Origin of the sequence: Streptococcus mitis (assembly GCF_946190275.1) — a bacterium.
In the GTDB taxonomy this organism is placed as follows: Bacteria; Bacillota; Bacilli; order Lactobacillales; family Streptococcaceae; genus Streptococcus; species Streptococcus mitis_DC.
This window is the reverse complement of sequence record NZ_CAMHZQ010000018.1, coordinates 15,531-39,807: the sequence shown is the minus strand read 5'-3', so window position 1 is coordinate 39,807 and position 24,277 is coordinate 15,531. Positions and strand designations below refer to the sequence as shown.

The window sequence follows — 24,277 nt, the reverse complement described above, 5'->3', positions numbered from 1 at the left end:
ACTGCGGCTTCGCCCTCATGACCTGACTCTTGCGTGCCTTTCGTTGCTAACGGTTCTGTGTAGGCTGGAGATTCTTCACGGACGGCGGCTTCGCCCTCGTGACCTGGTTCTTGCGTGCCTTTCGTTGCTAACGGTTCTGTGTAGGCTGGAGATTCTTCGCGGACGGCGGCTTCGCCCTCATGACCCGGTTCTTGCGTGCCTTTGGCTTCCAATGGAAGTTTATATTCTGGTCGATCGTTTGTCATCGCCAATACTTCCTCTTCCGCACTCTGCACCGTTGTAGCAGACACAGGATTTTCTTGTTCTGGCAATGTTGGTCGAACTACAGATTCTCCTTTGTAACCCGGATTCTGCTCAACTTGACTTGCGAGTGAATCATTAGAAGATAGATTTTCTGCTGCTATCGAAGATTTTTCTGAAAGTCTATCATCCCCTGATGCTTCACCTTGTAAACTAAGCTTCCCCTGCCCTTTGTTCCATTCTAAATCAGCTGAATGAACTACATCCGATGTTTTTGTAGAGTCTGGTTGATTATCTTTTTGAGCAGAGTATTGCCCATCAACTGTCCTTGAAATCCCTGCATTATCCTGTTTCTTAGTCTTGATATAACCAATGTATTGATAACCTTCGATTTTCAGAGGCTCTGGCAACTGTTCCCCGACTCCGATAGAAAGTTGACTATTATAGGCAGATAAAATTTGGCTAGTCAACTCCAAAGCACTGGCCGGCAACAATTGAACTCCCATGCTAGTTAACAGCAGAAAATGAACAAGTCGTTTCTTCCCATTTTCCCTTTTAGAAACCAATAAAACTAACAAGCTCAAGCCTGCAGTAAAAAGGAAAGTACCAACAGTTGGGTTAAAACCTGTATTCGGTAAAAACTGCTGAGGTCTATAAACCAGATAGTAAGTATCATCCGATTCTTCAGCCAGTTGTGGAAGGGCCTCTACCAGCAAGGATTTTTCCTCATCTGTCAATTCACCCTCGGTCATATACTTGTAATGAATTGGACTTTCCATATGATCGGCTGATACCGATTGAATCCCTTGACTCATCAAAAAGAAACTAGCTACAGTAACTGATACCAATCCCACTGACAACTTTCTCATCGAGAAACTCTGGCGTTTCTCACCAATACTTTTTCGACCCATATTAACCTCATCTTTATTTTCTATACTCTTTATGTCAATCAATTATTTTGCGCATAAAAGTATAAATTCTCAAAGAATAGCTTGACTATATCAACTTTTCTCTGAGAACTTTCGAATAATTACTTATCATTATACAATAAGTTGATAGAAATTTCTATGGAAATATACTTAAAAATATTCTGCATACTATAGAAAAATACAGTGAATTATAGCGATAAAAAACAGAGATAACATCTCAACAAGTAAGTGTGGACTTCAGACTAATTACAGCATTTTTTAGATTAGCAATTATACTTTTAATATGCCATAAAATATTGGTCCATAATAGAAAAGTCTGAAATTGAGAAGACAAGAATCCAATCTTTATAAATCAAAAGAGGCCAATGTTCGCCATCAACCTCTTTCTTATCGTTCATTCTTTTTGCTAAGTAAGATGAATACTTTACCTATAGCCTGACATTTTCAGCCTAGTTTACCCATTCACCATTACCATTTACACGGTAACCATCTGGTGTTGTTGTACTCACAGCCAAAGCTCCAGAACCGTAGGCATAGTACCAATGTGGTCCAACTTTAAACCAACCGGTCTTCATGATACCTGCTTCGTCAAGGTAATACCAAGTGCCATTTTCCTTGTACCAGCCTGTCTTCATAGCTCCTGAGCCGTCAAAGTAGAACCATCTGCTACCATCTGTTCCCCATCCTGTAAACATAGCACCTGAATTGCTCAAGTAATACCAGCTACCAGAAACTTTTACAAATCCAGTCTGCATAATACCTAAGTCATTCAAATAGTACCATTTACCATCTGTTTTCACCCAGCCTGTCTTCACATCACCAGACTCATAAAAATACCATTTGCCATTAGATTCCACCCAGCCAGACTGATCAGACGTAGACGCTCTAAAATCTTTCAGTGGTTTTTCTACAACCATAGCTTTAGTTTTAACTGTTGAAAGGTTTGAGGCAGTCACTTCTGTATACTGAACAGCAGAACCATATCCACCAGCCAATTCCTCTGAAGAAGCATCATCACCTAGAGTTTGAGCAATTGTAATAGCTTTGTATTGATTGTTAGGATTTTTAAAAGCTGCCATCCCCATGTGTGTAAATTTAGGGTTAATTAGCGACTCATAGTGACCAGATTTCCCATTGTCTGAACCACTATTTTTTTTCTGCACATAATCTGCTTTTTCAGAACGCCATTGTTCAATAGCTTTTAGAAAACCGTCATGATTCCATGCCAAATTTTCTCCCATTATACTATTAGAAGTTGGAAAGGCACTCCAAAGATCTTTGCTAGAAAGACGATCGTGCTTCATAGTCACAGATGCTTCTGTAGCTCTGACAAAAGCTGCCTTTTCTAGGTCAGTTGACCATTTGATAGGGACATACTTATCTACCAAACCTTCGTCCGCTGCTTCTTTACGAATAGCATTAATGGCATCCAAAATAGATTGTTGATGAGGAGCCACAAATTCTCCTTTGATCCCAACCAAAACATTGCCACTAGAAGGTTTTAGCACCTCTGAGGTCAATACATTACCATCAGCAGATTGCGTTGCAACCAGTCTGTCGTTCGCAAAAACATCATTTGTCAAAACTGCTCCTGCCAAGGTCAAAGCCAAGGCACTAGCAAATACAATTTTCTTCATTGTTTACTCCTTATATCTTTTGAATCGTATCTTGATAAATACTTTTTGACACTTAATTATATCATATTTTCCTACTATTTGTCTCTGCTTATCTATTCCTACTAATCTAATTTAGCAAAAATCGTTCCTACACCTCAAAAGTAGGCGCAATGATTCTTTTACTTCACAACAAGTTCATAACGTGTCTTACTTGTGAAGGTTTGACCGGCTTTGAGAATGACTTGGTCTTTAAGGTCACTGTGAATGGCATCTGGCAACGCTTGCGCTTCAAGGGCAATCCCATTGTGCTGTACCATTGGATGACCTCCTATGATGACACTCTCATCCACAAAGTTTGCTGTGTAGACTACAAAGCAAGGAGCCTCTGTCTTGAAAAGCAGGAAGCGACCTGAATTTTGGTCATAAAGGAATCCAGCATTGTCATGACCTGCAGGAAGGGCAAATGGATGATCCAAACCAGATACCAGCTGGATTTGCTCATCATCCTCTGCAAAGATGTCTTTCAACAAGGCACCATTGTAGATGTGTTTAACCACATCACGAGTAGCATCCGGAGTTTTGGCAGGAACTCCATCTGGAGCGATTGGATAGATTCCCTCTGTGTTTAGCTGGAAGACATGACGGTCAATCGTCTGCGTGAAATCACCAGACAAGTTGAAATAGCTGTGGTTTGTTGGATTGACCAGCGTATCCTGATCGGTCGTCACCTTGTAGCTGATTTCATAGGCACCAGTTTCTTCCAAGTGATAACTGATCCAGATCTTGAGGTTCCCAGGAAATCCTCCTGTCCCATCTGTACGCTCTGTGTAGAGGGTCAGACCATAGTCGCTCACTTCAACTAGTTCAAACAAACTCGAATCCCAACCTGTTGAACCACTGTGGTTACAATTGCTAGCATTGTTGACTTCAAGGTCATAGTTCTTGCCATTAAGCTCAAAGATCGCACCTGCAATACGTCCCGCCACAGGACCTATACTAGCTCCATGCTTGGGACTATTGCCTACATAGCTATCAAAATCATCAAATCCCAAGATAACATTGGCAAAATTTCCAGCCTTGTCAGGCGTGACATAACGCAAGATAGTCGCACCATAAGTCATAACCTCAAGTTGGTAACCACCGTCCGTCTCAAAACGATAGGCCAAGACATCCTTGCCCTCAACATTTCCAAATACACGCTCTGTGTGTGCTTTCATTCTATTCTCCTTTTACTATTTCTCTCAAGCAAACAAACCATAGAAAGCGAATTGACAATCTATGGTTTACTTGTATGATTTACAAACTCCTTTATCAAGAATCTATAAACGCAGTATTACTTTTGATATTCGTGGATGATAACACCTTGTACCACACGATTTACTGTACCTGTAGGAGACGGTGTATCTGGTTTATTTTCTACTTTAAGTGAAGTCAATAGGGCAAAGAGTTGGGCATAAACAATGTAAGGGAAGACACGGTAAATATCATTCAAGACACCACCACAACCAAGGGCCACTTCTTTGACATTTTCAAGACCAAAGGCTTGATCACTCAAAAGCATAACACGACGAGCAATCTGATCACCAGCAACTTCACGAACCAAGTCCAAGTCATACTTACGAGTGTAGTCTGTCGTTGTACCAAAGACCAAAACAACTGTATCTTCGTTGATCAGTGATTTTGGACCGTGACGGAAGCCGACTGGACTTTCATACATGGTCGCAACTTGACCAGCAGTTAGTTCCAAAATCTTGAGCTGAGCTTCATGAGCAAGTCCAAAGAAAGGACCAGCGCCTAGATAGATAACGCGGTTAAAGTCTAAATCAACAAGCTCTTTGACATCTTCTGCATTGTCTAGAATTTTACGGGCAAGACTAGATACAACTTCAAAACGTTCAGCTTTCACAGCAAATTCTGTAGGATCAAAGACCAAGAGAGCTGTTAGCATCATAGAGGTAAAGCTAGAAGTCATGGCAAAGCCAGCGTCATTAGAAGCAGCAGGTTGTAACAGCAAGAGATTGCGTTCATCGCCATGAGCTTGGAGAGCCAATTTACCGTCCGCTGCACAAGTAATCGTCACTTGATAAAGCTCATCCACCAAGGCCTTGGCCAAATCAACAGTTGCAACACTTTCAGGCGAATTTCCACTACGGGCAAAGGAAACAAGGACAGTTGCCACATCTTTTTTCAAATAAGTTTCTGGATTGGCAACGATATCTGTTGTCGCAATAGCATTGAAATTCCATTTGCGTTCGTCATAGACTTCCTTAAAGTAAGGCACCAAGGTATCTCCTACATAGGCAGAAGTCCCCGCACCTGTCAAGATTACCTTGATATAGTCATGTTTATCAGCAATCCCTTGTAGGAAGGCTGCAATTTCTTCACGTTTTGCTTGATAAGATTCAAAAGCTTCTTTCCATACATCAGGCTGTTGGTAGATTTCACGTGTAGTGATTTCTGCACCCAATTCGAGCAAGTCTTCTTTTGTATAATGTAGCATTGATTCCCTCTTTTTCTATTAAATATGGGAATGGGAGTAAGCCCCATTCCCATGTATATTCTATATAAAATGCTCTAACGATTTTCACGTTGTCACATGAATTGAATCGAGTTCCAACTAAAATCTTTGGGAAAAAGACCGATTATCGTCGGAGCATCGCTCCGTCCTCTTATCGCCTATTTTCCCTGTGATTTTCACGTTGTCACATCTTATTCATCTTCGTCATCATCAAAGCCAGCTAACAGGTCATTAACTTTCACAATGCTTTCTGCAGCACGGTTCTTATAGTCCGCATCTGCACCTGTAAGGCTCGCATTGATAAATTCAATCACCATTGGAAGATTCATCCCTGCATAAAGTTCGATGTCACGACCTTCCATGATCAAACGACTGACCACGTTACAAGGTGTCCCACCGAGAAGATCCGCAAAGACTAGGAAATCATCCACTCCTTCAATAGCAGCTTCAAATTTTGCAGTAAAGTCTTCTGGGCCATCTTCTGGAAGAAGAGCTACTGTGTAAATATTGTCTTGTGGGCCCATGATCATTTCTGTGCTACCTTTAAGCTCCTCACAGAAGCGACCATGACTCACCAAAATTAATGATTTCGTCATAAATTATGCGCCCATTCCAAGTACAAATTTACCAAAGGCAGAAAGAGCCAAAGCAAGTACGATAATAATACCGATAGCTTTAGTAGAGTTCATACCTTTCTTACCAAGCAACCAGAAGATAAAGGCAGTAAAGATTGCTGGAAGCAAGCGTGGGAAGATTTGGTTCAAGATGTCTTGGAAGTCAATCATCTTCTCACCGATTGCCCATTTGTAAGAAATTTCAAAGTTGATCATTGTTGCTACAAGAGCACCCATCATGAAGACACCAAGTACAGATGCAGCGTCAATCAAAGCTGTCAAGGTACTTTGCATGTTGTTGATAAGGTTAACCCCTTCTTTGTAGGCAAATTCCAATTGTTTCCAACGGAAGATATCATACGCTACTGCAACTGCAATCCAAAGGAAGATACCCCAAGGTTGACCACCGATAGCCATAGTTGCTGCGATAGATCCCATGATAGCAGGTACAAGTGAACCAAAGATTGTATCTCCAAGAGGAGCGAATGGTCCCATCAAACCTGTCTTGATACCATTAACGGCATCTTTTGAACCTACACCATCTTTTTCTTCCATGGCAAGATCAAAACCAGCGATGATGGTGTGGAAGAATGGTGAAGTATTGAAGAATTGAGTATGAACTTTCATCATTTCTTTCAATTCAGGAGTTCCATCCCCATACATTTTACGCAATTGAGGCAAGATCATGTAAAGGTAACCAGAAGCTTGCATACGTTCGTAGTTCCAACCCAATTGGAAAGTAAACAAGCTACGTTTGTTGATTTGGTTAAAATCTTCTTTTGTAAGTTTGTAATTAGAATTCGTCATCTTCGATTTCCCCACTTTCTGATGGTGTAGAAGGTGCTGCTACAGCTACTTTTTGGCTATTTTTGAAGTGAAGCACTGCAAGGAAGATACCTACGATAGAGATACCAATCATAGACAAACCTTTGAAGTTGTTCACGAAACCAATTTTTTCAGCAACTTCAGCAGGAAGAGTACCTACGATACCTGCAACAGCGCCACCAAGACCTGTTACATATGAGTAAAGAACAGTCAACATAGCTGTCAAACCAAATCCCATTGCAAGGTAGTGAAGGTTACGTTTAACTGGAAGGTAACGAAGCAAGATTGCAAATCCAAGACCTGGAAGCATACGTCCTGCGAGTGTCAAACCATCTGCAACCCATTGGTATTTTGTAACGAAATCTACTACGTGTTGTACAAATTCACCACCAAAAGCAAGCGCAAAGAAGACTGGAAGGGCACGAGATAGAGCCCAAGGAATTGCACCAAGCAAGTAGTTGCGTTCAATACCTTTATAATCAAAGCGTTCGATTGCAGCATCCACACGGTGAGCAAAGAAAGTAGTTGTCATACGTCCAAGAACGTCGAAGTATGTCAAGAGAGTTGCTACTGGCACAGCGATTGTTGTAATCGCAAGTGCTGTATCAATTCCTTGTGAAACAGAGAAGGCTGTCGCAAGAACCGCACCAGAAGTTGCGTCGATACGAGAAGCACCACCGAAGGTACCAACCCCAAGAACGAATAGCTGCAAGTTACCACCGATAAGCAGACCAGTAGTCACATCTCCCATGATTAAACCAGTAATGAAACCAGCAAATACAGGGGAACCTGCAGATGAAACGATCGTCAACTCATCACAGATTTGATAAGCTGAGTACAAAGTGAGAAGTAAAATTTGCCACCATTGTATCATAACAATGACCTCCTAAAAATTTTTTCCTATTTTAATAAGCTCAAAAAGTCTGAAATTGGATCATTTGGAACCATTTGAGCAGTTAATTTAACACCTTTTTCTGCTAGTTTGCGGAAATCTTCCACATCCTTGTCTACTACGTTAATAGAACGTGTGATAGAACGTGTTTCTGGTGTTTGAGACATATTCCCAACATTAAGGGTTTCAAGTGGTACACCTGCTTCGACCAAACCAAGGAAGCGGTCTGGTTTACGAGCCACGATAAAGAGACGTTGGCTATCGTATTTTCCAGCAAGAATATTGGCTGCCGCTTTTTCAATTGGCAAAATACTCAATTTCACACCTGGTGGTGTTGCAAGTTTCAAACCACTTTTTTCAACGTCATTGTTGACAACTTCGTCATCTACAACCATAATACGTGAAACATTTAGTTTTCCAGCCCATAGATTGGCTACTTGTCCGTGGATCAAACGTCCATCGATACGGCATCCTACAATTGTCATAAATTTTCCCCCTTTATGTGTTTTAGTGTAGGTTTACGAGTTAAATGAATCTCTTCTTTATATTCACCTTCTGTTTCAAAGATAATGATGCGGTTGGCACCTTCCTTAAGATAGCTATGAGGGATATAAAGCGAGAGGGTTGGGCCAACGTTCCAAAAACGTCCTAGATTCTGCCCATTGACAAAGGCAACTCCCTTACCAAACTCAGACAAGTCTAGGTAAGTATCTTTTGGCGCTTCGACTGTAAAGTCATAAGCGTAAAAGGCTGGTTGTCCTTGAGTCCATCCTTTTGAAAAATCAATTTTCTCAGGATTGTCTAGTGGGAGTGGATAGTGTTTCCAGTTTAGTAAGAAGTGTAAATCCTTACAAACCCCTGTCCGAATTCCCTTACGTTGCGTATCCGCTAAGAACTTGTGTCCATAGTTGACACGTCCCATATTTTCTACCAAGATATCTAGCCTAGATAGCGCTTTCTTTTCGCCTTGATAAAAAATATCTTCCCCAATCTCTGTCTGATATTGGGTTTCAACCCACTGACCATCGACATAAAGCTGGGCCCTATCTCGACCATCAATGATACGAAGTCTTTCTTCTTCTGCATCCCAGTTTGTTTCTGTTCGATAGAGTAGATAGCCATAGCTTTGTCCCAACTCCTCCATCTTTTTAGGATAGAGGCTTTCTACTGGACTTGACAAGCTATCCAGGGTTTCAAACAAGGAAACTTTTTCAACTAGTGGAATAGCATCCAACTCCATACTCTCTTTGTAAAGTGGCTCCAACTGCGGATACTCTGGGAAATGTGTTGCCATCATCTTCTTGACTGCCAGATATTTGGCAGTTGGATTTCCTTCTTCATCCAGAAGGGCATCGTAATCATAAGATGTAACTTGTGGCAGATCCAAGGTCCCTCGAGCTGAGCAACCATTCATGAAACCAAAGTTTGTACCACCATGGAACATGTAGAGATTGATAGAGCCTTGTTCCAAAACTTCTCGAACTGCATCTGCCAACTCTTTGGGATCCCGTGTGATAATCGGTTCTTTCCAACGATTGAACCAGCCGTCCCAGAACTCCATACACATGAGTGGCCATTTCTTACCATGCTCATCAAAGAATTCCTGCATCTGTGAAAAGTTGTAAGGTGCCTTAGAACCAAAGTTCCCTGTTACAAAGAGGTCGTCTTCAATTAAGGTTCCTGCTTTCAGAGTAGCTCTCCAGGGACCATCTGATGTAAAGAGGGGACAGGTTACGCCACGCTCTTCCATCAACTGTCGAATCGCTCTCAGGTAAGCCTTATCTTCTCCGTAAGAACCATACTCGTTTTCAACCTGCATCATGAGGATATTGCCACCATTGTCCAACAAATGTGGAACCAATCGTGGCAAGAGCTGGTCATAATAGCGACCGACAGCCTCAATATAGGCAGGATCTGAGGAACGAATCCTCATGTCTTTTGTTAAGAGCCAAGCTGGTAAACCTCCGAATTCCCATTCCGCACAGATGAAGGGTGACGGACGAACGATAGCGTAGAGACCCAAATCTTGTGCTGTCTGAAGAAATCGCTCCAAATCCAGAGCTCCTTCAAAGTGAAACTCACCCTCACGAGGCTCGTGTAAATTCCAGGCTACATAAGTCTCTACTGTATTAAAACCAAGAGCCTTCAAATTATAGAGCGAATGATACCAATCTTCTGGAGGAACCCTAAAATAATGAATGGCGCCAGATAAAATCTTAAATGATTTTCCATCGAGATAGAAATCATCTCGTATCTCAAATCGTGTCATAAAACTACCTTTTGATTGCAAAAGTTTGCGCTTTCATTTATTGTTATATTAAATATAGCGCAATCATTCATGTTTGTCAATAGTCTTAACTAGATTATTTAAAATTTTTCTATTTTTTTACTAACTTTTAGGCAAAATACTTATAAAATCGTATAAGCCCGAGCATTTCGCTCTTTTTCGCCAAAAACCTTGTATAAAAATGTATAAAATCCTGATTATTTAGATGTAAATTAACCTTTTAGCCTATTATTTTAATTTTTTATTCAAAAGACTACTATTCTTTTCTTTTTTATGGTAAAATCTTTTATGGAGAAGGAAAATCGAGGTGAAAACATGGCAATTCCTAAATATCAATATATAAAAGACGAATTAAAGAACAAAATCATCTCTGGTCAATTCGCCAGTGGAGATAAATTTTACACTGAAGCTGAATTGATTTCAATGTATGATGTGAGTTCTATCACAGTTGTCCGCGCCTTAAACGACCTTGCCAAGGATGGCTATATTGTCCGTCAACAAGGAAAGGGTACATTCGTTTCACGCGCACGCAAACACAAACTCGTAGAGTTTTCAGATGTAGAAGTTTTTGAAACTAAAGATGATAAAGTGACCGTCCTTTCTATTGAACGCGGAAATAAACTAAGCTACTTAGAAAAACTTGGATTACGTGGTGACCAGTTCTACTATAAGATTGAGCGCGTACGTAAATCAAACGGTGTTGTATACATTTACCATACATCTTACATCCCAGAACAATACATCAACGCAAATTATCCAAACCTTGAATACTATAGCTCTATCTATAGCCGTTTCAAATTGGATTACCACATTCACATGAATGATGAACATTTTGAAGAAATCAATGAAATAGCATTTCCAACTCCAGAACACGTGGTTTCCATCCTAGGAATCAATGATCAATTCCCTACTGTCCTTCAGACTAAGATTACGAAACTCGAATCGACTGGTCAAGTTTTGGAATATAGTGAAACCTACAAACGATCTGATTACTACAAGATTAAATTCATCTCATGTGACCGTGATCACTAAGAAGAAAGCCTAAGCCTCATCGCTTGGGCTTTTTTCTATGCTTATTATACCATACCAAAAAGGTAGCGCTTACCTAATTTTGGAAGATTCTATAATTTGTGGAATATTTTATAGAAATAGGACTAAAAAAATTCTACTAAGTATATATATGTTTCTTTTCCGAACAATCTGAAATCTTAAGCTTAAATTTTATATTTTTTTATACTTATTATAGTTTTTTATCATCTCCTCTTGACTCTTGTTTATATAAGAAATAAAATAAGGGTGTTGTTTTATGTAAACGCTATCAATATAAAATACAATCAGGAGGTTTTGCAATGAAACAAGAAAAACAACAACGTTTTTCCATTCGTAAATACGCTGTAGGAGCAGCTTCTGTTCTAATTGGATTTGCCTTCCAAGCACAGGCTGTTGCAGCCGATGGAGTTACTCCTATTACAGAAAACCAACCGACCATCCATACGGTTTCCGATTCCCCTCAACCATCCGAAAATCGGACTGAGGAAACACCTAAAGCAGAGCTTCAACCAGAAGCTCCAAAAACTGTAGAAACAGAAACTCCAGCTACTGATAAGGTAGCTAGTCTTCCAAAAACAGAGGAAAAACCACAAGAGGAAGTTAGTTCAACTCCTAGTGATAAAGAAGAAGTGGTAACTCCAACTTCTGTTGAAAAAGAAGCTGCCGATAAAAAGACAGAGGAAGCTAGCCCTAAAAAGGAAGAGCAGAAAGAGGCTAATTCTAAAGAGTCAGATACAGACAAGACTGATAAGTCAGAAGCTGACAAGGATAAACCAGCCGAAAAAGATGCTAAAAAAGATGAAACGAAAGCAGAGGCTGATAAACCCACAACAGAGGCAGGAAAGGAACGTGCTGCAACTGAAAATGAAAAATTAGCTAAACGAAAAATCGTTTCAATTGATGCCGGACGTAAATATTTCTCACCTGAGCAGCTCAAAGAAATTATCGACAAAGCGAAAGAATATGGTTACACAGATCTTCATCTCTTGGTAGGTAACGATGGCCTCCGTTTCATGTTGGATGATATGTCTATGAAAGTGGGCGATAAAACCTACTCTAGTGATGATGTCAAACGCGCCATTGAAAATGGAACAAATGCTTATTACGATGATCCAAATGGTAACCATCTCACTGAAAGTCAGATGACAGATTTGATTAATTATGCCAAAGATAAAGGAATTGGAGTAATTCCAACTGTCAATAGTCCTGGACATATGGATGCTATGCTCCATGCTATGAAAGAACTTGGTATTGAAAATCCTAACTTTGATTATTTTGGTAAAAAATCTGAACGAACTGTTGACCTAAATAATAAACAAGCAGTCGATTTTACAAAAACACTGATTGACAAATACGCTAACTACTTCTCTAAGAAATCTGAAATCTTCAATATTGGACTAGATGAATACGCCAATGATGCAACAAATGCTAAAGGTTGGAGTGTGCTTCAAGCTGATAAATATTATCCAAATGAAGGCTACCCTGAAAAAGGATATGAAAAATTCATCTCTTACGCTAATGACCTCGCTCGTATCGTAAAATCTCACGGTCTCAAACCAATGGCCTTTAACGACGGTATCTATTACAATAGCGATACAAGCTTTGGTAGTTTCGACAAAGACATCATCGTTTCTATGTGGACTGGTGGTTGGGGAGGCTACGACGTTGCTTCTTCTAAACTACTAGCCGAAAAAGGGCACCAAATCCTTAATACCAATGATGCTTGGTACTACGTTCTTGGACGAAACGCTGACGGCCAAGGTTGGTACAATCTCGATCAGGGTCTCAATGGTATTAAAAACACACCAATCACTTCTGTACCAAAAACAGAAGGAGCTGATGTCCCAATCATCGGTGGTATGGTAGCGGCTTGGGCCGATACCCCATCTGCACGTTATTCACCATCTCGCCTCTTCAAACTCATGCGTCATTTTGCAAATGCCAACGCTGAATACTTCGCAGCCAACTATCAACCTGCAGAAAAAGCACTAGAAACTATACCAAAAGACTCTAACCGCTATACTGCTGAAAGTTTTGCTGCTGTCAAAGAAGCTGAAAAAGCCATCCGTTCACTCGATAGCAACCTCAGCCGTGCTCAACAAGACACGATTGATCAAGCAATCGTAAACCTTCAAGAAGCTATTAAAAACCTGGCCTTAACCCCTGAAGCACAAAAAGAAGAGGATGCTAAACGTGAACTTGAAAAACTGAATAAGAATAAAGTCATTTCCATCGATGCAGGTCGCAAATACTTCTCTCTAGATCAACTCAAACGCATCGTAGACAAGGCGAGCGAGCTCGGCTACTCTGATGCCCACCTCCTTCTAGGAAATGATGGCCTTCGCTTCCTACTCGATGATATGACCATTACTGCCAACGGAAAAACCTATGCTAGTGATGACGTTAAAAAAGCTATTATCGAAGGAACTAAAGCTTACTACGACGATCCAAACGGTACTGCACTGACACAGGCAGAAGTGACAGAGCTTGCCAAATACGCTAAGGAAAAAGGTATTGGTCTGATACCAGCTATCAATAGTCCAGGACATATGGATGCTATGCTCGTTGCCATGGAAAAACTTGGCATCACGAATCCTCAAGCCAACTTTGATAAGGTCTCAAAAACAACCATGGACCTTGAAAATCAAGAAGCAGTTGGATTTACCAAAGCCCTTATCGGTAAGTATATGGATTACTTTGCTGATAAATCAAAGATATTCAACTATGGTACAGATGAATATGCCAATGATGCGACCAACGCCCAAGGTTGGTATTACCTCAAATGGTATGGACTCTATAACAAGTTCGCAGATTATTCTAACAGCCTAGCTGCTATGGCTAAGGAAAGAGGGCTACAACCAATGGCCTTCAACGATGGCTTCTACTATGAAGACAAGGATGATGCTGAATTCGATAAGGATGTCTTGATTTCTTACTGGTCTAAAGGCTGGTGGGGCTACAACCTTGCGTCACCTCAATACCTGGCAAGCAAAGGCTATAAGTTCTTGAATACCAACGGTGACTGGTACTACATTCTCGGTCAAAAACCAGAAGATGGTGGTGGCTTCCTTAAGAAAGCTATTGAGAATACTGGAAAAACACCATTCAATCAACTTGCTTCTACTAAATATCCTGAGGTAGACCTTCCAACAGTTGGTAGTATGCTTTCAATCTGGGCAGATAGACCAAGCGCTGAGTACAAGGAAGAGGAAATCTTTGAACTCATGACTGCCTTTGCAGACCACAACAAAGACTACTTCCGTGCTAATTATAATGCTCTCCGCGAAGAATTAGCTAAAATTCCTACAAACTTAGACGGATACAGCACAGAAAGCCTAGCTGCACTCAAGGCAGCAAAAGATGGACTGAACCTTAACCTCAACCGCAGCAAACAAGCTGAACTAGACGCACTAGTAGGTGAGCTCAAGGCCGCTCTTCAAGGTCTCAAACCAGCTGCAACTCATTCAGGAAGCCTAGATGAAAATGAACTAGCTGCTAACATTGAAACCAAGCCTGAACTAGTTGTGAAGACAGAAAGTATTCCGTTTAAAATCATTCGAAAAGAGAATCCGAATCTCCCAGCAGGCCAAGAAAAAGTTGTCAAAGCTGGAGTTCTAGGTGAACGCACTTCTTACGTATCTGTTCTTACTGAAAATGGAAAGGCTAGTGAAACCGTTCTAGATAGTCAAGTAACCAAAGAACCTGTCGATCAAATTGTGGAATTCGGAGCACCAATTACACATGTCGGCGATGAGAATGGCCTTGCTCCAATTGCAGAAGAAAAACCTAGACTAGACATTCCTAAGGAAGAGCCTAGCCGAACAGAAACTCCTTTCAAAGTAGTTGTTGAAAGCGGACCTAAGGCTGAATCTAACTCTGCTAACGGAATCACTCATCAATTAGCAGATGGCAAAAATAGTAAACCTGGATGGAAATTAATTGAAAGCAAATGGTATTACTATGATCATGCAGATAAAGTGAAGACCGGTTGGGTTAAAGACGGAGCATGGTACTACTTAGATGAGACTGGTGTTATGCAAACTGGTTGGCAGAAAGTAAATGGTACATGGTATTATCTTGATAACTCAGGTGCTATGCAAACTGGTTGGATCGATCAAGGTGGATCATGGTACTATTTCAACGACTCAGGTGCCATGCAAACCGGCTGGGTCAACCAAGGAGATACATGGTATTATCTTGACAATTCAGGTACAATGAAAACTGGTTGGTTCCAAGTTGGAGATAAATGGTATTATTCATACCCTTCAGGAGCCTTAGCTGTCAACACAACAATTGATGGCTACGCTGTAAATGCTGACGGCGAATGGATTCAATAAGATAAAATGAAAGATTTATATCCAGAGACCTAATGAGAGCTGAGTATAAAACTCAATTTCAGAAGAAAAAGAAATAAATCTTTCCAAAATAAAATGCATATTATCAAGGTATGTCAACTCCTGATAATATGCGTTTTTATGATTTTAAAGAGACTGGATACCCAGCCTCTTTTTTTAATTAACCACCCAGCCCAAGACGTTCAAAGATATCATCCACTCGTTTGGTGTAGTATGCAGGGTTGAAGATCTCTTCGATTTCTTCTTGTGTGAGGCGTGATGTCACCTCTGGATCTGCCTCAAGAAGCGGTTTGAAGTCTACTTGGTTGTCCCAAGAGTAGGCCGTTTTTGGTTGCACCAAGTCATAGGCTTGCTCACGGGTCATGCCTTTTTCAATCAAGGTCAACATAGCGCGTTGGCTGAAGATAAGACCGAAAGTTGAGTTCATATTGCGAATCATGTTTTCTGGGAAGACTGTCAAGTTCTTGACGATATTTCCAAAACGGTTGAGCATGTAGTCAATCAAAATGGTTGTATCCGGTGTGATGATGCGCTCAGCTGATGAATGGGAAATGTCGCGTTCGTGCCAGAGAGCAACGTTTTCATAGGCTGTAATCATGTGACCACGAATAACACGCGCAAGACCTGTCATGTTCTCAGAACCTATAGGGTTACGTTTGTGAGGCATTGCAGATGAACCTTTTTGCCCTTTAGCAAAGAATTCTTCCACTTCGCGTTGTTCTGATTTTTGCAAACCACGAATCTCAGTCGCCATACGCTCGATAGAAGTCGCGATGCTAGCAAGAACTGCAAAGTACTCAGCGTGAAGGTCACGAGGAAGAACCTGTGTAGAGATTTCTTGAGCACGGATACCAAGCTTGTCACAGACGTATTTTTCAACGAATGGTGGGATGTTGGCAAAGTTCCCAACCGCACCAGAAATCTTACCAGCTTCAACACCAGCAGCCGCATGCTCGAAACGCTCGATGTTGCGCTTCATTTCGCTATACCAAGTCGCCAATTTCAGACCAAAGGTTGTAGGTTCAGCGTGCACACCGTGGGTACGCCCCATCATGATAGTGAACTTGTGTTCTTTCGCTTTGTCAGCGATGATGTTGATGAAGTTTTCAAGATCCTTGCGGATGATGTCGTTGGCTTGTTTGTAAAGGTAACCATAGGCCGTATCCACCACGTCGGTAGAAGTCAATCCATAGTGTACCCACTTACGCTCTTCACCAAGCGTCTCAGAAACCGCACGTGTGAAAGCCACCACATCGTGGCGCGTCTCCTGCTCAATCTCCAAAATACGGTCTATGTCAAAGTCTGCTTTTTCACGAATCAAAGCCACATCTTCCTTAGGGATTTCCCCCAACTCAGCCCATGCCTCGTCAGCCAAGATTTCCACCTCAAGCCAAGCACGGTATTTATTTTCTTCACTCCAAATGTTCGCCATCTCAGGGCGAGAGTAACGGTTGATCATATTTTTCTCCTTGTAACCATTAATAATAAAAATTTTAGCAGAGTTTATTGTTTAAATAATCCTCTAATTTTTTAGGTGTATCCGCTTGATTTGTAAATAAACTCATAACATTTTTTTCAGTGACTTGAAATTCTGGTTTAAGTATTCCCGAATGCTTTTGTGTAAGTGTTTGTAAAAAACGGACCAAGAAACAAATTATAAATTTACCTCTAAAATAATATTCAATATTTGTTCTATAATACTTACTTTTATTATCAAAAAAATCTCTGATATTTTCTTTTTTTAAAATATATTCAGAGTAATCATATTCATATTTAGCATCAGAGTTTTTGTGTTGTAATAACTTTTTCTCATACAATTCTATAAAATAATCGAAGTTAAGTTCATTCTTCTGTTGGATCTCTTTATAGCTAATATCAATAATATTATAGGGATTTTCTTTTACTCTTATAAGATCGAAATTAATAATAAAATCTACTGATTTACAAGCAATTGCCCATAAATTAAGTTCCATTAGTATAGAAATAAATTCTTCATATCTGTCATCAAATAATTTCATTATTTTAATAGAGGCTTCTGATTTTGGATTAAGCCCAAAATGGAATCTTAATATCTTTTCCATTGCTTTATGACTTACATAGTAGTTTTCAATTGAATACTTCTGTGTAACATAAATATGAGAATCATATACTTTATCTTTTCGTTCATAATCTTTATCGATAAAGAAGAGAGTGTTTTTTAATGATTTTTCCCCATCTTCTCGCTTTATTTTTTCAAACACAGCTAAAACTTTTGCCTTATTTCCAGCAATATAAGCATTAAAATTTGATGTTTTAGAATTTATTCTTACATCGTAATATTGCCTATCTTTTCCTTCATAAAAGACAAAATACATATCAGGATTATGCCTACAATCATTTTTATACTCAGACCATACAACCGAAGGCTCCTCTTTGGATTTTTGGAGATTTTCTAAATTAACTCTTTCCATAATCTTCTCCATTAGCTAAAATGTATCGTCATCAAAAGCTGATTCATCCCAAAATGAAGAGATTCCTTCTGATTCATCAATAGTTTTATCAGTCTCGGTAATAAATTTATCAATATCTCTAGCAAATTTGAATAATTGATCATAAATAAATGGAGAATGAGTAACAACTAATAAAAATTTACATGTCCCGGCTTGAGAGATATCATAGATAAATTCTTTCTGCCACGGTACAGAAAGAGATAATTCTGGCTCATCAAACAATATAAGTAACTTTTTCTCATCCTCTAAAAAAATTTTTGAAAATGCTGAAACTAGCTGTTTTTCACCCGATGATAGACTTTCTAACTTGATTACTTCTTCTACTTCTTTACCGAAGAAGTCCCTATGAGTTTTTATTTCGCCCTCTGAATTTGTTCTTTTTATTTCCAGTTTCAATGACTCAGCATCATAGAAAAATTTTTTGTTAAATAAATATTTATTTACTTTCTCTGTGAAATCATCAATTCTACTATCTATCTCTTCTAATTTTTTATAATTTTTTACAATACTTGAAACAAGATAGTTCAAATACTTATCCTCTATAAGCGTGTTATTCTCGATTTTTTTCAGAATAGTGTCTTTAGACTTTTTAGTAACTTTATTTCCTAATCGTGAGAGTGCTATAATAACAGTATCTCTATCAAATGGTTCAAAAGATACATCTAAATTTCCTTCTGCAAATTTATTTAATAAACCGCCAGTCATTGTGTTGTAACTTTCATTTGTTTCTTTACTAATTTTATTAAGTAAATTTTCTATTTTTTGTTCAACATCCTCCATACCAAAATGAATTAGCTCACCATTTGATTTACTTATAATTCTTTCATCCCTTGTTTCCAAATCTAACTGAGCCAAATTTTCTTCAATTCTTCGATATGTTGGGAAATAGAGAATTTTATAATTTGTTTTTATATCTTCTATCTTATCTATTAGTAATTTATACGACGGCGGATTAAGACGATAAGATAGTTCTGAAAAAATATCTTCTCTAAAACGAATTGCAGATTGCCCAAATCCTCTTTTTTTACGTAATATATTCATTACTTCTATATAGGAGTTAGAATTATCTGCACCTGAAACTATTATTCTTTTTATGTCTTCAGACAATTCAGGGTCTTCTTCAATTACTCTTATAAAATTGTCTATCTCTATCCGATATCTTGGGTGACGCCTGCCTATTTTACCACGGTCCAATCGCTCTAGTTCCTCTCTTATATCACGTTTTGTAATTTTTAGAGGGCTAGAGTTTTTAAAGGTCAACTCTATACTATCAAAAGTAAATCGAAGTAATTCTGTATAATTTAAATCTAATAAATAATATAAAATTGATAGTATTGTTGTTTTACCAATACCATTTTCACCAATAAATATTGTTTTATTATTTTCAAAAATTAAATCAACGTTATAATCCTGGTTGAGAGCATTAATTTTAAATTCAGTTAATAACAATGTAATTCTCCTATCTATAAGCGACTGAACGAAATATAGTACCTATCTATAGTTCTCCAATCCTATCTGGCACATCACTAAACAAAGTCACATGCCCCATCTTGCGGTTGTGCTTCGCTTCTATTTTACCATACATGTGAAGGTGGGCGCTTGGATTTTCTGTGACATATTTTTCAGCAGCTTTGACATGCTGGCCGAGAACATTAAGCATAACAGCAGGTGCATGGAGTTTGATGTCTGGTAATGATGCTCCCAGAACACCTAAAATGTGGGTATCAAACTGGGAGAAGTCGCAGGCTTCAATCGAGTAGTGACCAGAGTTGTGGGGGCGTGGAGCGATTTCGTTGACAATGATGTCATCAGCTGTCGCAAACATTTCCACACAAAGTGTTCCAGACAAGTTCAGTTGTTCTGCGATTCGCACTGCCATAGCTTTGGCCTTGTCTGCTAAACTCTCAGAAATTCGAGCTGGAACAATGGTCTTAGATAGAATGTTGTTACGGTGGACATTTTCCTGAACTGGGAAGACTGTCACATCCTTGCCATTTCCAGACACGATGACAGAAATTTCAAGGTCAAAGTTGACGAACTCTTCCAAAACGCAGTCTGCTGAGTCGGCTAGTGCACGGGCTTCTCCCAAGTCTGCTTCCGAGCGAATGACTTTTTGTCCATGCCCATCGTAGCCACCGGTAGCAGTCTTTAGGACATAATTTTTAGAAAGGTCAATATCTGCCAAATCTTGGCTTGAGGTCACAACCTTGTAAGGTGCCACAGTGACTTGAGCCTTGTTTGAGAGAAAGTCCTTTTCAAAAATGCGATTTTGCGAAATGCGGAGCAGGTCGGTCCCTTGAGGGAGTTGTCCTTCCTTGATAACCGCATCCAAACCATCAGCATCGACATTTTCAAACTCATAGGTGAGAACATCGCAACGCTCAGCCAACTGACGCAGAGCATCCACGTCATTATAAGGAGCCACGATGATCTCCGCCACGCGAGAGGCCGGGCAATCCGCCGCAGGATCCAGCGCGATAACCTTGTGCCCCATGTAGATAGCAGAAATGGCCATCATCTGACCCAGCTGGCCGCCACCGATAATTCCGATTGTTTTAGATGAGCTCATTCGTCGACTCCTCTGCGATTTTTCCTTGTTCTTCTGCGAAATCTGCCAAAGCTGTCGCGATAGCCTGATCCTCTACTGAAAGAAGACGGAGGGCGAAGAGAGCCGCATTTGTCGCACCAGCTTCACCGATAGCCATTGTCGCCACAGGCACACCGCCCGGCATCTGAACGATAGAATAGAGCGAGTCCACGCCACTAAGGGCACGTGATTTGACGGGCACCCCAATGACTGGAAGGGTTGTTTTAGCTGCGACCATACCTGGCAAATGGGCTGCGCCTCCAGCACCTGCGATGATAACCTTGATACCGCGGCTACGGGCTTCTTCTGCATGTCTGAACATAAGGTCTGGTGTGCGGTGGGCAGAGACTACCTTCTTTTCGTAAGCAACACCAAAGCGGTCTAGGACTTCTGCTGTTTTTTGCATGGTTGCCCAGTCGGATTTTGAGCCCATGATAATGGAAATTACGGGTTTCATATTTTCTTAATTTCTCTCTTTTTAAACTAATTTATTATAATCTTTTGATAGTTGAAGCTGATAATATTTCTTAAATTCCCTGTTAAAGCTTTTAGAAGCCTGTATCAACTCATCCAATCTTCTACTTCTTTCGTCCAATTTCATTTTATCAAAATCTGATAAAAATTGATTACGCTCTTTTTCAAGATTATTTTGAAGAATATTGAGGTTATCTGAAATTTCTTTATCCATTAAAAATTTAATATTATCATAAACACTAAATATATAATTCAATGTGTTGATTGTATCTGTCGAAGACAAAAAATTTAATTTTTCTTTTCTTGAGATATACTCCATATAATAGACGTATAATTTTTCATATCTCATTTTTTTGACATCGTATTTACGTGTCTCATTAAATGATTTTATTGTGAACCAACTGTTCCATACCGCAACTAAGGCTGTTAACAACGATATTATAATACTTAATTTTACAATCATATTCATACTCCCTTACTTCCGATATCTGTTCGGTAGAAGAGTCCTTCTGTTTTTTGTTGGGCGAGTTGACTGTAGATGGTATCTTGAGTTTCTTTGACAGTATCTGCTGTGGTGACGAGCATATAGACACGTCCGCCGTTTGATAGCAGTACTCTGCTATTTTCCGCAAACTTAGCCCCTGCATAGTAGGTGATGATATCACCCTCTGTCTTGGCTGGCAACTTGACACCTTTTTCATAGTCTAGCGGGTAACCATTAGATGCGACAACCACACCCAGCGTCACACCCTTGTCCGTCCACGTGATGTTTGGCTCCTTACCATCGAGAATATCCGTGATATTTTGCGCAAAATCAGATGTCAAACGAGGCAAGATAATCTGAGTTTCAGGATCTCCGAAACGAGCATTGAACTCGATGACCTTAGGTCCGTCCGCTGTCAAGATAAGCCCTGCGTAAAGGATACCCAGATAAGGACGACCTTCTTGAATCATGCCCTCTAGGACTGGCTTGACAATGGTGTCGACCACTATATCAACTACACTATGTGGTAAGTGTGGAACTGGCGCATAGGCACCCATACCACCCGTGTTAGGCCCTTTGTCGCCATCGTAGGCACGTTTGTGGTCCTGAGCTGTTGGCATAATGTAGAACTTGTCCCCATTGACAAAGGCAAAGAGTGAAAATTCCTCTCCTTCAAGGAATTCCTCGATAACCACACGCGCACCTGAGTCACCAAATTTATTGTCCAAAAGCATCTCGTGAGCTGCTTCGACTGCTTGCTCGACTGTCTCAGCAACGACAACACCCTTCCCAAGCGCCAAGCCATCCGCCTTGACTACGATAGGTGCACCCTGCTTTTCGATATAGGCCTTAGCTTCCTCGAAATCTGAGAATGTGCCATAGGCTGCTGTCGGAACGCCGTATTTGACCATGATTTCCTTGGCAAAATCCTTGGACCACTCCAGCTCAGCTGCCAATCTTGTCGGACCAAAGGCTTTGAGACCAGCTGCATGGAAATCATCCACGATACCAGCCGCAAGGGCGTCATCTGGCCCGATAAAGGTCCAAGCAATATCGTTGGCTTTTGCAAACTCAATCAATTTAGAATGTTCGGAAATAGAGATATTTACCAATTCCAAACTATCAAGAGTCATCCCATCATTCCCAGGAGCTACAAATACTTTTTCAACGTCTTTTGACTCAAGCAACTTCTTAGCAATCGCATGTTCACGACCACCCGAACCGACAACAAGTAGTTTCATCTCACAACCTCTTTTGCGAATTATTTACTAACATTATACCATAAACGTTCGTTTTAATCTTGTTTCACTCCGCGTTTTTACGCAAAAAAGGAAAGAAACTTTTTTCTTCCCTTTTGCTTCTTAATGTCTAAAATGTCTCACGCCTGTGAAGACCATGGTCAAGCCATATTTATCCGCAGCTTCGATAGACTCTTGGTCACGGACGGACCCTCCTGGCTGGATGATGGCCTTGATACCTGCTTTAGCGATTTCTTCCACGTTATCCGCGAATGGGAAGAAGGCATCCGAAGCAAGCACAGCGCCGTCAAGACGGTCTTTAGCTTGGTCAATGGCAATACGGACTGAAGCCACACGGTTAGTTTGACCTGGACCAACACCAAGTGTCATGTGGTCGTTGGTCACGATAATTCCGTTTGATTTGACGTATTTAATAGCTTTCCAAGCGAACTCAAGAGCTGTCGCTTCTGTCTCAGTTGGCTGGCGTTTGGTCACCACTTGCCAGTCAGCTGGACTTTCTTTGACAACGTCTTGGTTTTGCGCCAGAAGTCCACCGACAACACCTGTGTATTCTGCTTCCACTTCACTGGCCTCTTGAGCATCAAATGGCAAGGCAAGGATACGCAAGTTTTTCTTTTTGTTGGTCAAAATGGCTAGGGCTTCATCCGTATAGCTTGGTGCAATGATGATTTCAAGGAAAACGCCGTGCATCTTCTCAGCTGTCGCAGCATCCACCTCACGGTTAAGAACAACGATACCACCAAAGATAGACACTGGGTCAGACTCATAAGCGTAGTCCCAAGCAGTCTCAATGTTATCAGCCTGACCGATTCCACATGGGTTCATGTGTTTGAGAGCCACAACAGTTGGACGGTCTTTGAAATCACGAATAATACGAATGGCCGCATCCGCATCACGGATATTGTTGAATGACAATTCTTTACCGTTGAGCTGTTTAGCCGAAGCGATGGAGTAAGCCGTTGGCAAAGCTTTTTGGTAGAAGTCTGCGTCTTGTTGAGGATTTTCCCCATAACGCATGGCTTGCTTGAGGTCATAAGTCAAGGTCAACTTTTCAGGCTTGCTTTCACCCACTTGAGCTGTAAAATACTCTGCAATCAAGGCATCATAAGCCGCTGTGTGACGAAAAACTTTGGCTGCCAAACGTTGACGCGTTTGGTAAGTCGTTTCACCATTGGCTGACAACTCGTCCAAAACCACTGTATAGTCAGCAGGGTCTACCACAACCGTCACGCTGGCATGGTTTTTAGCTGCTGAACGAAGCATAGATGGCCCGCCGATATCGATATTCTCCACCGCATCAGCATAAGTCACGTCTGGTTTGAGAATCGTTTCTTTAAAGGGATAGAGATTGACCACTACAAGGTCAATGAGCTCGATTTGATTGTCTTTGGCCGCTTCCAGGTGACTATCCAAATCACGACGAGCGAGGAGCCCACCGTGGATATTTGGATGAAGGGTCTTAACACGACCATCCATCATCTCTGGGAAGCCCGTCACATCATCGATCGCAATGGTCTCCACCCCAGCATTGTCAAGGACAACCTTGGTCCCACCCGTCGAGATAATCTCCCAACCCAGTTTTTTGAGCTCTTGGGCCAATTCAACAATGCCCGCTTTATCTGAGACGCTGATTAAGGCGCGTTTAGTCATTATATTCT

The 24,277-nt window shown here is 40.6% G+C and carries 19 protein-coding genes; 2 read left to right on the top strand and 17 right to left on the bottom strand.

Annotation, left to right across the window (positions count from 1 at the left end):
- From N8M20_RS08620 to N8M20_RS08580, 9 genes are all read right to left on the bottom strand, one after another.
- Nucleotides 1-1,151, bottom strand: a 1,151-nt coding sequence (locus tag N8M20_RS08620; RefSeq protein WP_261080303.1) for a YSIRK-type signal peptide-containing protein, incomplete at its 3' end; no start/stop codon positions are given.
- Nucleotides 1,152-1,618: 467 nt separating this feature from the next.
- Nucleotides 1,619-2,806: a CAP domain-containing protein gene (locus N8M20_RS08615; RefSeq protein WP_261080302.1), complete on the bottom strand. Its 1,188-nt coding sequence runs from the start codon at nt 2,804-2,806 to the stop codon at nt 1,619-1,621.
- A gap of 158 nt (nt 2,807-2,964) precedes the next feature.
- Nucleotides 2,965-4,002 carry an aldose epimerase family protein gene (locus tag N8M20_RS08610; RefSeq protein ID WP_261080301.1) on the bottom strand — a complete coding sequence of 346 codons (1,038 nt, stop codon included), beginning with the start codon at nt 4,000-4,002 and terminating at the stop codon, nt 2,965-2,967.
- A gap of 116 nt (nt 4,003-4,118) precedes the next feature.
- Entirely contained in the window at nt 4,119-5,285 is a 1,167-nt protein-coding gene (locus tag N8M20_RS08605) for an SIS domain-containing protein (RefSeq protein WP_261080300.1), read from the bottom strand.
- Between the two features lie 209 nt (nt 5,286-5,494).
- On the bottom strand, nt 5,495-5,899 hold the full coding sequence (locus N8M20_RS08600; protein WP_172931197.1) for a PTS sugar transporter subunit IIA: 405 nt from the start codon (nt 5,897-5,899) through the stop codon (nt 5,495-5,497).
- A 3-nt stretch (nt 5,900-5,902) separates the two neighbouring features.
- Entirely contained in the window at nt 5,903-6,724 is an 822-nt protein-coding gene (locus tag N8M20_RS08595) for a PTS system mannose/fructose/sorbose family transporter subunit IID (protein WP_000185294.1), read from the bottom strand.
- Nucleotides 6,711-7,616 carry a PTS mannose/fructose/sorbose/N-acetylgalactosamine transporter subunit IIC gene (locus N8M20_RS08590; protein ID WP_000617018.1) on the bottom strand — a complete coding sequence of 302 codons (906 nt, stop codon included), beginning with the start codon at nt 7,614-7,616 and terminating at the stop codon, nt 6,711-6,713. Before N8M20_RS08590 ends, N8M20_RS08595 begins: the two co-directional genes overlap by 14 nt.
- A gap of 26 nt (nt 7,617-7,642) precedes the next feature.
- Nucleotides 7,643-8,119, bottom strand: a complete 477-nt coding sequence (locus tag N8M20_RS08585; RefSeq protein ID WP_261080299.1) for a PTS sugar transporter subunit IIB — start codon at nt 8,117-8,119, stop codon at nt 7,643-7,645.
- Nucleotides 8,116-9,903, bottom strand: coding sequence for a glycoside hydrolase family 35 protein (locus tag N8M20_RS08580; protein ID WP_261080298.1), 1,788 nt, complete (start codon nt 9,901-9,903; stop codon nt 8,116-8,118). The genes N8M20_RS08585 and N8M20_RS08580 overlap by 4 nt, the downstream gene beginning before the upstream one ends.
- A gap of 333 nt (nt 9,904-10,236) precedes the next feature.
- Between N8M20_RS08580 and N8M20_RS08575 the strand changes: the two genes are divergently transcribed.
- Nucleotides 10,237-10,953: a GntR family transcriptional regulator gene (locus N8M20_RS08575; protein WP_138338300.1), complete on the top strand. Its 717-nt coding sequence runs from the start codon at nt 10,237-10,239 to the stop codon at nt 10,951-10,953.
- Nucleotides 10,954-11,270: 317 nt separating this feature from the next.
- Nucleotides 11,271-15,308: a family 20 glycosylhydrolase gene (locus N8M20_RS08570; protein ID WP_261080297.1), complete on the top strand. Its 4,038-nt coding sequence runs from the start codon at nt 11,271-11,273 to the stop codon at nt 15,306-15,308.
- 178 nt (nt 15,309-15,486) lie between these two features.
- On the opposite strand, the gene purB is transcribed toward N8M20_RS08570, so the two are convergent.
- The 8 genes from purB to purH form a co-directional block, all read right to left on the bottom strand.
- Nucleotides 15,487-16,785: an adenylosuccinate lyase gene (purB, locus tag N8M20_RS08565; RefSeq protein WP_261080296.1), complete on the bottom strand. Its 1,299-nt coding sequence runs from the start codon at nt 16,783-16,785 to the stop codon at nt 15,487-15,489.
- A 34-nt stretch (nt 16,786-16,819) separates the two neighbouring features.
- Nucleotides 16,820-17,776: a DUF4435 domain-containing protein gene (locus N8M20_RS08560; RefSeq protein WP_261030388.1), complete on the bottom strand. Its 957-nt coding sequence runs from the start codon at nt 17,774-17,776 to the stop codon at nt 16,820-16,822.
- A 15-nt stretch (nt 17,777-17,791) separates the two neighbouring features.
- The gene (locus N8M20_RS08555; protein ID WP_261080295.1) at nt 17,792-19,264 is read right to left on the bottom strand and encodes an ATP-binding protein; all 1,473 of its coding nucleotides are present in this window, start codon (nt 19,262-19,264) and stop codon (nt 17,792-17,794) included.
- Between the two features lie 46 nt (nt 19,265-19,310).
- A complete protein-coding gene (gene purK / locus N8M20_RS08550; protein ID WP_261080294.1) occupies nt 19,311-20,384 on the bottom strand; it encodes a 5-(carboxyamino)imidazole ribonucleotide synthase in 1,074 nt (357 codons plus the stop codon).
- The gene (gene purE / locus N8M20_RS08545; protein ID WP_000805606.1) at nt 20,371-20,859 is read right to left on the bottom strand and encodes a 5-(carboxyamino)imidazole ribonucleotide mutase; all 489 of its coding nucleotides are present in this window, start codon (nt 20,857-20,859) and stop codon (nt 20,371-20,373) included. The genes purK and purE overlap by 14 nt, the downstream gene beginning before the upstream one ends.
- A 21-nt stretch (nt 20,860-20,880) precedes the next feature.
- Nucleotides 20,881-21,339, bottom strand: a complete 459-nt coding sequence (locus N8M20_RS08540; RefSeq protein WP_004236913.1) for a hypothetical protein — start codon at nt 21,337-21,339, stop codon at nt 20,881-20,883.
- A 2-nt stretch (nt 21,340-21,341) separates the two neighbouring features.
- Nucleotides 21,342-22,601, bottom strand: a complete 1,260-nt coding sequence (purD, locus tag N8M20_RS08535) for a phosphoribosylamine--glycine ligase (RefSeq protein ID WP_261080293.1) — start codon at nt 22,599-22,601, stop codon at nt 21,342-21,344.
- 120 nt (nt 22,602-22,721) lie between these two features.
- Nucleotides 22,722-24,269 (bottom strand): bifunctional phosphoribosylaminoimidazolecarboxamide formyltransferase/IMP cyclohydrolase, encoded by a 1,548-nt coding sequence (purH, locus tag N8M20_RS08530; protein ID WP_261080292.1) that lies wholly within the window; start codon nt 24,267-24,269, stop codon nt 22,722-22,724.
- Between the last annotated feature and the right edge of the window lie 8 nt (nt 24,270-24,277).

Coding starts and splice junctions, on each gene's coding strand:
- N8M20_RS08605 (WP_261080300.1), bottom strand. CDS start 5,285: ATGCTACATTATACAAAAGAAGACTTGCTCGAATTGGGTGCAGAAATC.
- N8M20_RS08595 (WP_000185294.1), bottom strand. CDS start 6,724: ATGACGAATTCTAATTACAAACTTACAAAAGAAGATTTTAACCAAATC.
- N8M20_RS08580 (WP_261080298.1), bottom strand. CDS start 9,903: ATGACACGATTTGAGATACGAGATGATTTCTATCTCGATGGAAAATCA.
- N8M20_RS08575 (WP_138338300.1), top strand. CDS start 10,237: ATGGCAATTCCTAAATATCAATATATAAAAGACGAATTAAAGAACAAA.
- purB (WP_261080296.1), bottom strand. CDS start 16,785: ATGATCAACCGTTACTCTCGCCCTGAGATGGCGAACATTTGGAGTGAA.
- N8M20_RS08610 (WP_261080301.1), bottom strand. CDS start 4,002: ATGAAAGCACACACAGAGCGTGTATTTGGAAATGTTGAGGGCAAGGAT.
- N8M20_RS08540 (WP_004236913.1), bottom strand. CDS start 21,339: ATGATTGTAAAATTAAGTATTATAATATCGTTGTTAACAGCCTTAGTT.
- purE (WP_000805606.1), bottom strand. CDS start 20,859: ATGAAACCCGTAATTTCCATTATCATGGGCTCAAAATCCGACTGGGCA.
- N8M20_RS08570 (WP_261080297.1), top strand. CDS start 11,271: ATGAAACAAGAAAAACAACAACGTTTTTCCATTCGTAAATACGCTGTA.
- N8M20_RS08615 (WP_261080302.1), bottom strand. CDS start 2,806: ATGAAGAAAATTGTATTTGCTAGTGCCTTGGCTTTGACCTTGGCAGGA.
- purK (WP_261080294.1), bottom strand. CDS start 20,384: ATGAGCTCATCTAAAACAATCGGAATTATCGGTGGCGGCCAGCTGGGT.
- N8M20_RS08585 (WP_261080299.1), bottom strand. CDS start 8,119: ATGACAATTGTAGGATGCCGTATCGATGGACGTTTGATCCACGGACAA.
- N8M20_RS08590 (WP_000617018.1), bottom strand. CDS start 7,616: ATGATACAATGGTGGCAAATTTTACTTCTCACTTTGTACTCAGCTTAT.
- purH (WP_261080292.1), bottom strand. CDS start 24,269: ATGACTAAACGCGCCTTAATCAGCGTCTCAGATAAAGCGGGCATTGTT.
- N8M20_RS08600 (WP_172931197.1), bottom strand. CDS start 5,899: ATGACGAAATCATTAATTTTGGTGAGTCATGGTCGCTTCTGTGAGGAG.
- purD (WP_261080293.1), bottom strand. CDS start 22,601: ATGAAACTACTTGTTGTCGGTTCGGGTGGTCGTGAACATGCGATTGCT.
- N8M20_RS08560 (WP_261030388.1), bottom strand. CDS start 17,776: ATGGAAAGAGTTAATTTAGAAAATCTCCAAAAATCCAAAGAGGAGCCT.